This is a genomic window from Desulfovibrio sp. Huiquan2017 (genome assembly GCF_017351175.1).
In the GTDB taxonomy this organism is placed as follows: Bacteria; Desulfobacterota; Desulfovibrionia; order Desulfovibrionales; family Desulfovibrionaceae; genus Pseudodesulfovibrio.
Genome location: NZ_JAFMPN010000006.1, coordinates 70,216 through 82,490, shown reverse-complemented (window position 1 = coordinate 82,490; position 12,275 = coordinate 70,216). Strand labels below are relative to the sequence as shown.

The following is a 12,275-nucleotide window of genomic DNA, read 5'->3' as shown; positions in this document are numbered from 1 at the left end:
GCATTCCTCCGGCCGGGGGACTTCGGCGTTTCGGCAACCGCCTTCCACGGCGCGGTGGCGCATCGCGCCGCTTTGCGATAGATTGACGACCATGCGCCGTATCCTCCTGCTTACCCTGCTCTGGTTCGGACTTTTCCCGGTCCTGCCGCAAGGGGGGGCCTTCGCGCGGTCGGTCTACCACGTGGGGACCCGGGCCATTTCCCCGCCGTTCTCCTTCCTGGCCGTCAAGGAAGGTAAGCCGGGGGTGCGCGGCTATTCCGTGGACGAGATGGTCCTGCTTGGCAAGATCATGGGCGCGGACATGGAATTCAAGCCCATCCATGATCTGGACAAGCGCCGCGAACTCTTTCTGAACGGCTCGGTAGACATCCTGGCCCATGACTCCAAAGAAACGGCCGAAGCGCTGGGCGCCATCTGGATACCTGTGGGGATCAGCCTGCGCCATCACCTCTACGTCAACGAGAGCTGCCGTTCCGTGACCTGCCTGCGCGATCTGTCCAAGAAAAAGGTCGTTGCCATTACCTCGGCCCCTTATAGCGGGGAAATTAACCTACCCGAGGACGTGATCTGGTTGAGTTCGCCCATGGAGGCCCTGAATATGGTCAGCCAGGGTGTCATGGACGTGTTCGTGGCCCCGTCCGAGCGGGTGGCCGACGACCTTATCGACCGCTACCAGATCCCGAACATCCTCAAGAAGGGCGTGGTCCTTGGAGAGAGTCCGTTGGGCATCATCGTGTCCGGCAAGCGGCCCGAACTGGCCGTGCTGATCGAAAACGCCTTTCGCCATTTACGGGAGTCCGGCTTGGCCGCCCGGTTGCGCGACAAGTGGTTCGGCAAGCCGACCATCACCGACGACATCCGTCATTACGCAAAGTACGTGGCTGTTGCTTCGGGCGCGGCCGGGATCATCTTCATCGCCATCGTGGCCTGGAACGTCTCGCTCAAGCGGCGGGTGGACCGGGTGACCCAGGATTTGCGCCGCACCGAGCAGCGATATCGCGATCTCATCGAGTCCTCGCCGGACATGATTTTTCTGGTCAACGAGCAAGGCCATGTGCTTCATGCCAACGAGCGGGCCCGTGACTCCCTGCGTTTCCCGCCCGCGGGCGGGGTGGTCAACCTGCGCCAACTGGTCACCCGGGAGTACACCGACGAGATCGACGCCTTCCTCAGGAAGGTTTTCAATGACGGCTGCGACAAATTCGAATTTGAGATGGTCGGGGCCGCGAGCCAGCCCATGGAGGTGGAAGTGGCCGGACGGATCATCCAGGGGCCGGTTCTGACCCAGCTTCTGGCCTGCCTGTTCGCACGCAACGTGACCGAGCGCAACCGCATGGAGGAAGAGTTGATCCAGTCCGAGCGGCTGGGCATCATTGGCAAGATGGCCGCTTCCCTGGCTCATGAAATCAACAATCCCTTGGGCGTCATTCAGGCCAACGCCGAGGACCTCATGTTCGAGGAAGGTCTGACCCAGGACGTCAAGGACGGGCTCAAGGCCGTGCAGCGCAACGCCATTCGGGCCGGCGAGATCACCAAGGGACTGCTTGAAGCGGCCACGCCCAAACCCATGGTCCTGGAAGTCGTGGAATTGGGCGAATTGGTCCATGACGCTCTGTCGCTGCTCGGCAGCCGCCGCAAGCGGGAACGGGTCGAGGTGGATTTGCCTGGCGCGCCGATGTACATTCGGGGGGATGTCCGGGCCTTGCAACAGGTACTCATGAATCTGGTCTTTAATTCCCTGGCCGTGACCGGAGAGGGCGAACGTATCCTCATCCGCGCCAAAAAGGCCGGACAGGGCGAGGACGAGACCGTGCGGTTGGAGGTCAGCGACAACGGCACCGGCATCGAACGGCGCAACCTGACTCAGATATTCGAGCCGTTCTTTTCCTCTCGCAAGGGAGGGTTCGGTCTGGGGTTGTTCATCACCCGCCGCATGGTGGAGCGCCTTGACGGCCTGATTTTCGCCGAATCCGAGCTGGGAAAGGGGACATGCATGTACCTGGAATTTCCGTCAGTTCATCCCGAGGAGGCATAAGTCATGCCGGAAAAGATACTGTTGGTCGATGACGAGCAGGACCTGCTCGCCGTGCTGAAGCGATCCTTGGGCCGCCAAGGATACGTGGTGCATACGGCCTCCACCGGCCTGGAGGCCTGGAAGGCCCTGTCCGAGACCGCTTACGACCTTGTGGTCAGCGACCTGGCCATGGAACCCATGAGCGGGCTCGAACTGCTCAAGCAGATCCGGACCATAGACCACATTCAACCGTTCATCATCATGACGGGGGCCGGGACCATCGAGACTGCCGTGGAGGCCATCAAGCTCGGGGCTTACCACTACATCACCAAGCCGTTCAAGACCCAGGAACTGGCCTTGCTGGCTCGTCGGGCCATCGAATACGGCCAACTGCACCGCAAGCTGGAGACCTTCAGCGAGCGCGAACAGCAGGCGGAGTCCGGGGCCATGGTCATCGGCAACAACGTTCTCATGCAGCAGATGATGACCATGATCGAGAAGGTCTCGGACTCGGACGTGTCCATCCTCATCCAGGGCGAGACCGGCACGGGCAAGTCCCTGTTCGCCAAGCGCATACACAGCGCCAGCTCCCGGGCGGACAAGCCGTTCTTCACCATTGATTGCGGGGCCCTGTCCGAAAATCTTCTCGAAAGCGAGCTTTTCGGACACGTCAAGGGCGCTTTCAGCGGGGCCATCCGGGCCAAGCGCGGCCTGTTGGAGGAGGCCCAGAGCGGGACCATATTTCTGGATGAAATCGGCGAACTGACCCCATCCACCCAGGTCAAGCTTCTGCGGGCCATCCAGGAGAAGGAGATCAAGCCCGTGGGCGGCAACCTGCCCATCTCCGTGGATGTGCGCTTTCTTTCGGCCACCAGCCGCAACCTGGAGGAGGCCGTGGAGACCGGGGAGTTCCGCAAGGATCTTTATTACCGGCTGGCGGTCATCCCCCTGCAACTGCCCGCCTTGCGCAACCGCCCGGAAGACATGGTCCTGTTCGTGGGCCATTTCGTGCGCAAGTTCAACGCGCGCTACAACAAAAAGGTTCAGTCCCTGACGCCGGGGGCCATGCAGACCCTGCGCGACTCCCCGTGGAAGGGAAACATTCGCGAATTGGAGAACGTCATTGAGCGGGCCGTGCTTCTGGCCGAAGGGCAGACCATCAGCGTGGAGGATCTCTGCGCTCATCCTCTCTGTTTTTCTGCGGAGGAGCACGGGGGAGAGGAGGGCGCTGTCTCCTTGAGACAGGCCGTGAAGAACGCCGAAATCACGGCTATCCGCCAGGCTTTGGCCTCGGCCGGGGGCAATCGCTCCAAGGCGGCCAAGATACTCGGTATCGGGCGTCGCACTCTGTACGACAAGATAGATTCCTACAATCTTTAGGCCCGCCGGCTGCGGGCACGGAAAAGGGCCGGTCCGCGCGGACCGGCCCTTGTTGTTGCGGGAGGGTGGCTAGTCGAATAGGGCGTTCAGGTTGAAGACCTTGATCAGCTTGAGTTGGAGCCTGAAGTCGTCGGACCCGGCCTTGTTGCTTTCGTACCAGCGATGCACCGGTGCGTCGGCCAGCAGGCCCGCATAGAGCTTCCAAGGGGTGTACTTGTAGGACACTTTGGGGCCCATATACCATTCCACATAGGCGTCTTTCATGCCCTCGTTTTTGTATCGGGCCTCTTCCTGCATCGTCCAGGAAGATTCGGCGCCGATGTCCCAGCGGTCGCTCAAGGCGTAGGCGTAGCCCAAGTTCCAGCGGACCCTGTCTCCATGCTCGTAATCCCTGGCCCCCTCGGTGAAGGTGGCGTAGTTGACTTCGGAGTCAAATCGGTTGGCCCCCAGGAAGTAGGTGGCGCCCACGCCAACCACCGCGCCCCAGGCGGAGTTGCCGGCGGCGTCGGAAGAGTGTTCGGTCACGGATCCGGTGGGCACGATGCCGCCGAAGTCCAAGGCCAGGGAGAACGGGTCGCCGCTCTTCTGGGTCAGAAAGGTCTTGTGCAGCAGCACGGTGCTGTCGCCGACGCCGTAGGTGTCCCGGTTGGCTGTGCCCTGGCGGTCCAGGTGAACATTGTAGATCGGGGTCGCCGTACGGACATCCAAGCCGTCCATGATGCCGTAGCGGAGTTTGAAAATCTCGTTGAGTTTGGTCGTCTTGACGTTGCCGTTGACGCGCCGGGCGCTTTCCCGGACGCCGTTGCTTTTGCCGAAGTAGACGTTGCCGCCGACGCCGAGGGCGCCGGTTGGGAACCCCAGGCCGCAAGGGCCGAAGGTCGAACCCACGCCCCCCCAGGCGACGGGCGTTTTCTCTTCGGCTCGGACCGGGACAGCCAGCAAGACGAGCAGCAGACAGCCCAGTAATCCGATTTTGATACTTTTCATTCTTCCTCCACTTGCTCGGCGCGCCTTTGCGGAAATCGCGCCGGATTTGCATGTTGGCCACCTGCGTTTCGGGTCCCGTTGACCAACCTGCGCGGCAACCGGCCGCCGGAGCAGCTTTCCGGGCGGTTCCGCGTGGTTGATCAAGATCCGTTCCAGTGCGGCTTCGGCCTTGCAAGCTTTTCCCTCGGCATCCCGGTGAGCCGGGCGCTGCCGGGTTTTGGCCACGGCGCCCGCAACTTGGCCCGGGTCGTGATTCCATGGCCTTCTGTGCGGAGGGCAATACAGTGTGTGCGTGCGGACGCATGCGAGGGGAGGCATTTGTTCCATGCGTGCTTTTTTATCAGCTTGAATTTATTGATTTTTATTGTTTGCGTTGCGGTGGCATGAAACTTGGTTGAGCTGTCTTGCGTACCGTGCGGCTCGTGCCGGGCGGCCGTCTCCCCCGTGAAGAATAACCGGGCGGGGAGCGTGGCCGGTTCGGGGCTGCATGTGCGGCTTGTGTGGCAACAAACGTCTTTGAAACAGGTAAGGAGGAAAGAGTGCTTAAATTGCAACGCTGGCACATGGCGCTTCTGCTCGGGATTTTCGTGATGGTCCTGAGTTCGGTGGCGTTCGCCTATGAAGCCATCACCGGCCCCACCGGTGTGTTGTACTACAATCAGGAGAAGTCCTATCAGGGCTACACCCTGTATGACCCTACGGTGGCCTGCAAGACCACCTATCTCATCGACATGCGCGGCAACATCGTCCACACCTGGACAAGCGAATACACTGCGGGCCTGCATTCCGTGCTGTTGCCCAACGGCCATTTGTTGCGCGCTGGCGTCCTGCCCAGGAAAAAAGAAGTCGGCTACTGCGGTATCGGCGGTGCGGGCGGCATCCTGGAAGAATTTGATTGGAATGGCAAAAAGGTCTGGGAATACAAGATGTTCATCCCCAATAAGGAGATTCAGCATCATACCTTCTGCCGCATGCCCAACGGCAACACCATGATCCTGGGCTGGGAAACCCTGACCAATAACGAGGCCCGAAAGCTGGGCCGCAGTCCTCTGACCATCCCGACCAAGCCGGTGGTCTCCAATGGCATCCCCCACGACCGGTTCTGGGTGGACTTCGTTCGCGAAATCAATCCCGAAGGCAAGACCGTGTGGGAATGGCACATCAAGGATCACATCGGCACGGGCCCCAAGCAGTTCGACATCAACTACACCCTGCCCATGCCCATGGGCGAGATGTACGCCACCTACGACTGGTCCCACTTCAACACCGTCAACTACATCCCCGAGACCGACACCGTGGTCCTGAACTCGCGCAATCTGTCCGAGTTCTACCTCATCAACCACAAGACCGGTGAAATGGAATACCGCTGGGGCAATCCCTCTGCCTGGGATCCCAACGCCAAGAAGCCCGGCTACTGGGATGACGGTTCCCAGCAGATGTTCGGCAACCACTGCGCCACTCCGCTGAAGAACGGCCACATACTCGTCTTCGACAACGGTTCCGAGCGTCCCCAAGACCGTCGGTCCCGCGCCATCGAGGTCGATCCCAAGACTGGCAAGATTGTCTGGGAATTCAGGACCCGCCATACCAACAGCTTCAACTCCCACCGCCAGGGCGCGGTGCAGCGGCTGAAGAACGGCAATACCTTGATCACCTCCACCCACGGCGGCCACATCTTCGAGGTCAATCCCGAGGGACGGTTGGTCTGGGAATTCGTCAATCCGATCTCCGCGGGCAAGACCAAGGCCGTGTTCCACAATATCGACGGACTGCCGTTTGAGGCCCACATCGACGGCATGGCCAACATGGTGCACCGCGCCTATCGTTACGGCGAGGACTACCCGGCCTTCTACGGCAAGACCTTGACTCCGCAGGGCTACATCGCGGGCGATGACGCGCCGCGTTTCTTCCGCGACTATCACGCTGGTGCCGGTTTCACCGCTCCGGCGGCGGGCGCGGCTCCGGCCAAGGCCCCGGCCGCGGCTGTTCCGGCCGAGGACGATAGTGACGGCCCGACCATGAACGCCTACTAGAGAATGCATCAAGCCCGGGACCGGTTTTCCGGTCCCGGATCAACAGACTCCAATCCGGGCCGCTTGCAACAAAGCGGCAAAGGAGAAAGAACATAATGAAAAGACGCGAATTCATCACCGGTGCAGCTGTGGCGGCCGCGGCAACACTGGTCAATCCTCTGAAGGCGTTGTCCTTCCCCACGGTATTTCCCCACGGGACGACCATTTACAAGCCGGAGAAGTGCTGGAGCGGCTACACCGTCTTCGGCACCGAGGTGGAATCCGAGGGCTCCGTCCTCATCGACATGAACGGCAACGTGGTCAAGCAGTGGAAGGATATTGGCCAGGCCGAACATCCGCCCAAGATGCTCAAGGGCGGTTATCTGGCTGGAGCCAAACGCCCGGCCCCGGACAAGAAGGGCCGCGTTTGGGACGATCCGTACTCCACCGATCTGGTGGTCGTGGACTGGAACGACAAGGTTGTCCGCAAGATCCCCCGCGCGGGCATGCACCACGACTATCAATTCGAAGGCAACCCCGTGGGCTACCACGTGCCGGGCATGCCTGTGGACAATTACAAGGGCAAGATGCTCATCCTGTCCCACAAGTTTGTCCACAACCAGTTCATCTCCGACAAGGAGTTGTACGACGACTATATCGCCGAGGTGGACGCCGACGGCAAGGTCATCTGGGACTGGCTCGCCTCCGAGCATTTCGACGAGATGGACTTCCCCCTGGACTTCAAGAAGACCATGTACAAGTACCCGACCTTCTCCATGACCCGCACCCCGGGCCGCAAGGGCGGCGACTGGATCCATGTCAACGCCGCCTCCTACCTCGGCCCCAACAAGTGGTGGGACGAAGACAAGGAGAAGTACGCGGTCTTCAACCCGGAGAACATCATCATCTCCTGCCGCCAGACCAACACCAGTTTCATCATCGAGAAGAAGACCGGCAAGGTCGTCTGGCAGGTTGGGCCCGAGTTCTACCGCGATTCCATGTGGACCTTCGGCGGCAAGCAGTACAAGCGCGCTCTGTCCAAGTTGGAGCAGATCATCGGTCAGCACCACACCCATATGATCCCCAAAGGATTGCCGGGCGAGGGCAACATCATGATTTACGACAACGGCGGCTACGCGGGCTATGGCAAGCGCAACCCCGGCGCACCCGTGGGCTGGTCCGACGCCCGTCGCGACTACTCCCGCGTCATCGAGTTCGACCCCCGCACCCTCAAGATGGTTTGGGAGCACTCGGCCAAACAGATGGGCATGCGCAACAAGTACCAGTTCTACTCCGACTACGTGTCTTCGGCCCAGCGGTTGCCCAACGGCAATACGCTGATCACCAACGGCGCGGTGGGGCAGTTCCAGGAAGTCACCCCGGATCATGAAATCGTCTGGGAATACATCAGCCCGTACTACACCGCCAACGGCAAGTACAATTTGGTTTACCGAGCCTATCGTGTGCCGTATGATTACGTGCCGCAACTCAAGAAGCCTGTGGAACTCAAGGTTACGCCTCCCGAGAACACCACCTTCCGGGTCAAGGCGGGCTAACGGATACCAAACCCCGTGGGCGGGACGGCCTGGTTTTTTGGCCGTTCCGCCCGCTTTCAACAGCATACAAGGACAACGACATGAAGAAGATCATCCTCTCTCTCACCCTGGTTGCCGCCTGCCTGCTCTTCGCCGCCGCGGCCTTTGCCCAAGACGGCATCGTCAGCTTCAACAAGGCCACCGTCCAGGAACTCATGGCCATCGAGGACATCGACATCCCCGAGGAGCTGGCCCAGGCCATCGTGGACTTCCGCAAGGCCCATGGTCCCTTCAAGTCCGCCGAGGACATGCTCAAGGTCCCCGGCATGACCCAGGACTTCATGGAGGAACTCAATCCGCAGGTCACCGACGACGGCGACGTGGTCTTCGACCCGGACGCTGAGCCCGCGCTCGCACCGTCCAAGTGCTAGGCAGGGACGGCCGGAAGGATCACAGGGCCGCCCCATCCGGGGCGGTCTTTTTTATGGCTGCGGCGCAGGTCTCCGCAAGGCGTCCGGATGCGTCGAAAAAGAGGGCCCCACGCCGGTCCCGGTATCGGGAACGACGTGGGGCGGGATGGGGGAGGTTGTCGATGCCGTCGGTCTAGCGGACCGTTACGACTTCGGCGTTGCGGAAGGCTTCTTCAGTGAGTTCCTGGCCGATTCCGGGCCGGTCCGGGATTTCGAAGTATCCGTCCTTGGCCCGGTAGTCGTACTTGCAGAGGTTGATGTTCGTATCGATCAGGGCCGAAGCGTGCAGCTCGTGGATGACGAAGTTGGGAATGACCGCCTCCAACTGGAGCGCGGCGGCCGCCGAGATCGGTCCGCCGCAGACGTGGACCTGGACCCCGATGTCGTAGACGTGGGCCATGTCGCAGATCTTCTTGCCTTCGGTGAGACCGCCGGTGTTGCACAGGTCCGGCTGGATGATGGAGATGGAGCGGTCCTCGAAGAACGGGCGGTATCCCCAGCGGGAGTACATGCGTTCGCCGGCCGCCAGGGGGATGTTGACCTTGGAGGCGATGGTCTTGAACAGCCCGCTGTTCAGGGGCTGGGTGGGCTCTTCATAGTAGAAGCAGTTCAGGGGCTCCAATTCCTTGGCCAACTGGATGGACGTGTTGGTGTCGGTCAGGGCATGCAGTTCGATGATGATGTCCATGTCGGGGCCGCCCGCCTCGCGCATGGCCGCCACGCGGTCCACGGCCCGCTGGACCTGTTTGTGCCTGAGCAGCCCGTAGCCGCTGTCCGCCATCCAGTTGCCGTGCTCGTCGAAGCCCACGGGGTCCACCTTGACGGCGTCGAACCCGTCGGCCATGGCCTTGCGGGTCGCCTCGGCGTACTCCTCGGGCTTGGACAGGGAATGGCTTTCCTTGCCCCAGTCGAACTGCAACTGGCTGGCGTAGGCCCTGAGCTTGTCGTTGGTCTTGCCGCCCAGGAGCTGGTAGACGGGGGCGTTGAGGGCCTTGCCCTTGATGTCCCACAGGGCGATGTCAATGCCGCTCATGGCGGCGAAGATGACGCTGCCGCCACCCATGCCCCAGAAGGTCATGCGGTGCAGCAGGTCCCATATGGCCTCGATCCGCATGGGGTCCATGCCGATGATGTGCCGGGCGAAGTCCACGGCCTGGCCGAAGCCGCCGCTTTGGGCGCTGCCATATGCCAGCCCGACTTCGCCAAATCCGCTGATGCCCTCGTCCGTGTTCACGCGGACGACCACGGGGCTCCAGCCGACGCCGCCCACAGAGACGTTCCCGACATTGGCGTTGGGGAATACCTTGATGATATCAACGCTTACGATTTTCATGGGTAACTCCTTCTAGATAAACATTTTCAGAATGTACAACGAGATCATGGCAACGATGCCCATGATGACGGATGTGGCGGTCACGATGCGGTAGGACGTGCGGAGTTCCGTAATCCCGGCCATTTTCGAGACGCACCAGAAATAGGACGAATTTGTGTGGCAGAAGGTCAGGCTGCCCGCGGCGGTAGCCAGTACGGCCACTTCCGGGGTGATGCCCAACGTGCCGACAATGGGGCCGAGGATGGCGCCGACGGTCATCAGGGCCACGGTGGCGGAGCCCATGGCGACATCCATCAGCGTGGCCATCAGGTACGGGATGACGAATCCCGGCAGGCCCGTGTCCAGGATGAAGTTGCAGAGCAGCATGCCGATGTCCGTGCTCTGGAGCACCTTTGCGAAACCGCCCGCCGCTCCCGTGATCAGCAGGATTTCGGAGGCGCTCTTCATGGAGGCGACGACCCAGTCTTCCGTCACGGTCCGGTCGCATTTCTTGGGCAGCATGAAGGCGGCCAGGGTGCCGATGAAGAGGGCCACCCAGGGCGTTCCCACGAAGCCGATGACCTTGCCGAACGCCGAGTCGCTATGGACGAAGGACGAGGTGACGATCAGCACGATGGGAATGAGGATGGGCAGGTACGACATGAAAGTGCTCGGCCCGGACTCCAGGGACTCGTCGATTTTTCTGGCTGCATCCTCAATTTCCTCTTCCTCCGCCAGTTCGGGGTACGCTCCCTTGATGAACCGGGAATTGGCCCAGATGGAGCAGGCGATGACCACGGGGATGGAGATTATGAGCCCGTACAGCATGACCCGGCCGAGATCTGCGTTGAACAGCGCGGCCGCCGCGACGGGCCCCGGAGTGGGCGGTATGAACGAGTGCGTGGTCAGCAAAGCGGCCATCAGCGCGACGACCAGCGTCATGTACGGTATCTTTCCCACGCGGGAGATGGCCTTGATGATGGGATTCAGGATGACGAATCCCGAATCGCAAAAGACCGGAATGGCGACCATCGCACCCGTAATCGACGTCGCATAGGTTGCCCGTTTGATGCCGACCACCTTGAGGATGGAGCGGGCGATTTTCTGTGCGCCGCCCGTCCGTTCAAGGATTTCGCCGACCAGAACGCCGAGCACGATCACGATTCCGATGTGTTGCAGGGTCCCTCCGAACCCGGCAGCCACGTTTTTGGCGACCTCGACCGGGGCGTTCCCGGCCAGCAGGCCGAACAGCAGACCGGAAAAGAGCAACACGATAAAAGCGTGCACCCGAACTTTCACGATCAGGAAGATCAGTAAGACAATTGTTAAGACAAACGCGAAGACCAACATGATTCAGACCTCCAAACTGCATCTGTTTATTAGACCACAAGTTCACCTGTTCGCCCAATTTGTCGTCCAAAAAAAAGGAGGTGTCAACCCCTCTTTCCGAAAAACATTTTCGGTGCGATGCCTCCCGCCGGTCCGTCCGTCGGAGGATTGTGAGCCGGGAAAAGGGGGAGGATGATTCGTTGCAGGCGGCCGTCCGTTTGGGTACAAGGCGGAAACATCACATTCTTTTGCGCGGAGGAAAGGCCGAAATCGCCCGTATCTCATTGCAACTACTTGACATTCCAAGTGTTAGGTGAGATTTTTTCTTGTGAAGGGCGGCAGACGCCTGGCAAACGGCCGAGGCGCCGCGGAGGTATCGTATGGATTTTATAGCGGATAAAATACAAAAGCCCACCATATACCAGCTGGTTTACGAACAGATAAAAAATGCGATCATCCGCGGGGATTGGGCCGTCGGCGACAGGTTGCCTTCCGAACAGGCCCTGGCCAAGACCTTTGGCGTGAACCGGCTGTCGGTTCGTCTGGCGCTGCAGAAGCTCAACACTCTCGGCGTGCTGGAAACCAAGATCGGCGACGGTACCTACGTGAAGAAATTCGACATGAGCCAGTACCTCGGCGAGGTTTCGATTTTTTTCAGCCGCCCGGAACTGCTTGACGACGTTGCCGATTTCCGAAAGCTCATAGAGACCGAATGTTGCCGGTTGGCCATCCAGAAAGCGACCGAGGCGGAGGTCGGCGAACTCGAACGCATCTGCCGTGAATACTCCCGGCAATGCGCCGTGCTGAAGGGAAACTACAGCGAGGAAAATCTGGCGGAACTCGCCAGGACGGACCTGAAGTTCCACAGCACTATTTGCGAATTTTCCCATAACGAGCTGTATTTCAACGCCTACACGGTGGCCAAGGACATTATCTATCGCTACCTGATCATCATCCTGCGCAAGCGCATTGAGAACTGGAAGCAACGCGACGACGATACGATCGATGATCGGCGGCATTATGGCATCTACCGGGCGATAAAGGAAAAGGATTTTAAGACCTGCAAAAAAATCCTCCAGAAAATCGTGGACCACAAGATCGAATTGTAGGCGCGTTCAAGAAGGCGGACCCTATCCGGAGAAGGCCCCGCCCCCGGAGTCCCGGCGCAAAGCAAACAGTCCCGGACCGCAACCCGCCCGCCAGGAGCCGGAGTTGCGTATCCCGGCTGTTTTCGGG

Annotated in this window: 10 protein-coding genes; 7 read left to right on the top strand and 3 right to left on the bottom strand. The window is 60.4% G+C overall.

The features are described 5' to 3' along the window. The first annotated feature begins 91 nt into the window (after nt 1-91). Both J0909_RS06285 and J0909_RS06280 read left to right on the top strand, forming a co-directional pair. Complete coding sequence (locus J0909_RS06285; RefSeq protein ID WP_207261384.1) at nt 92-2,035, top strand: ATP-binding protein; 1,944 nt, start codon at nt 92-94, stop codon at nt 2,033-2,035. Nucleotides 2,036-2,038: 3 nt separating this feature from the next. Further along, a complete protein-coding gene (locus J0909_RS06280; protein WP_207261382.1) occupies nt 2,039-3,394 on the top strand; it encodes a sigma-54-dependent transcriptional regulator in 1,356 nt (451 codons plus the stop codon). 69 nt (nt 3,395-3,463) lie between these two features. Here J0909_RS06280 and J0909_RS06275 read toward each other — a convergent pair whose 3' ends face one another. After that, complete coding sequence (locus J0909_RS06275; protein ID WP_207261381.1) at nt 3,464-4,381, bottom strand: transporter; 918 nt, start codon at nt 4,379-4,381, stop codon at nt 3,464-3,466. 78 nt (nt 4,382-4,459) lie between these two features. On the opposite strand from J0909_RS06275, the gene J0909_RS06270 reads away from it, so the two are divergent. From J0909_RS06270 to J0909_RS06255, 4 genes are all read left to right on the top strand, one after another. Continuing rightward, entirely contained in the window at nt 4,460-4,768 is a 309-nt protein-coding gene (locus J0909_RS06270; RefSeq protein ID WP_207261380.1) for a hypothetical protein, read from the top strand. Nucleotides 4,769-4,920: 152 nt separating this feature from the next. Next, nucleotides 4,921-6,414 carry an aryl-sulfate sulfotransferase gene (locus J0909_RS06265; RefSeq protein ID WP_207261379.1) on the top strand — a complete coding sequence of 498 codons (1,494 nt, stop codon included), beginning with the start codon at nt 4,921-4,923 and terminating at the stop codon, nt 6,412-6,414. Nucleotides 6,415-6,509: 95 nt separating this feature from the next. Beyond that, complete coding sequence (locus tag J0909_RS06260) at nt 6,510-7,949, top strand: aryl-sulfate sulfotransferase (protein ID WP_207261378.1); 1,440 nt, start codon at nt 6,510-6,512, stop codon at nt 7,947-7,949. A gap of 80 nt (nt 7,950-8,029) precedes the next feature. After that, nucleotides 8,030-8,359 (top strand): ComEA family DNA-binding protein, encoded by a 330-nt coding sequence (locus J0909_RS06255; RefSeq protein WP_207261377.1) that lies wholly within the window; start codon nt 8,030-8,032, stop codon nt 8,357-8,359. Between the two features lie 172 nt (nt 8,360-8,531). On the opposite strand, the gene J0909_RS06250 is transcribed toward J0909_RS06255, so the two are convergent. Together J0909_RS06250 and J0909_RS06245 are read right to left on the bottom strand one after the other, a co-directional pair. Next, nucleotides 8,532-9,731: a mandelate racemase/muconate lactonizing enzyme family protein gene (locus J0909_RS06250; protein ID WP_207261376.1), complete on the bottom strand. Its 1,200-nt coding sequence runs from the start codon at nt 9,729-9,731 to the stop codon at nt 8,532-8,534. A gap of 12 nt (nt 9,732-9,743) precedes the next feature. Then, on the bottom strand, nt 9,744-11,060 hold the full coding sequence (locus J0909_RS06245) for a GntP family permease (protein WP_207261374.1): 1,317 nt from the start codon (nt 11,058-11,060) through the stop codon (nt 9,744-9,746). 359 nt (nt 11,061-11,419) lie between these two features. Here J0909_RS06245 and J0909_RS06240 point away from each other — a divergent pair, with 359 nt between their 5' ends. Continuing rightward, nucleotides 11,420-12,148: a FadR/GntR family transcriptional regulator gene (locus J0909_RS06240; protein ID WP_207261371.1), complete on the top strand. Its 729-nt coding sequence runs from the start codon at nt 11,420-11,422 to the stop codon at nt 12,146-12,148. Nucleotides 12,149-12,275: the final 127 nt, after the last annotated feature.

What these genes read in the sequence shown, in the direction of transcription:
- J0909_RS06285 (WP_207261384.1), top strand. Translation starts at nt 92, where the DNA reads ATGCGCCGTATCCTCCTGCTTACCCTGCTCTGGTTCGGACTTTTCCCG.
- J0909_RS06280 (WP_207261382.1), top strand. Translation starts at nt 2,039, where the DNA reads ATGCCGGAAAAGATACTGTTGGTCGATGACGAGCAGGACCTGCTCGCC.
- J0909_RS06275 (WP_207261381.1), bottom strand. Translation starts at nt 4,381, where the DNA reads ATGAAAAGTATCAAAATCGGATTACTGGGCTGTCTGCTGCTCGTCTTG.
- J0909_RS06260 (WP_207261378.1), top strand. Translation starts at nt 6,510, where the DNA reads ATGAAAAGACGCGAATTCATCACCGGTGCAGCTGTGGCGGCCGCGGCA.
- J0909_RS06255 (WP_207261377.1), top strand. Translation starts at nt 8,030, where the DNA reads ATGAAGAAGATCATCCTCTCTCTCACCCTGGTTGCCGCCTGCCTGCTC.
- J0909_RS06250 (WP_207261376.1), bottom strand. Translation starts at nt 9,731, where the DNA reads ATGAAAATCGTAAGCGTTGATATCATCAAGGTATTCCCCAACGCCAAT.
- J0909_RS06245 (WP_207261374.1), bottom strand. Translation starts at nt 11,060, where the DNA reads ATGTTGGTCTTCGCGTTTGTCTTAACAATTGTCTTACTGATCTTCCTG.
- J0909_RS06240 (WP_207261371.1), top strand. Translation starts at nt 11,420, where the DNA reads ATGGATTTTATAGCGGATAAAATACAAAAGCCCACCATATACCAGCTG.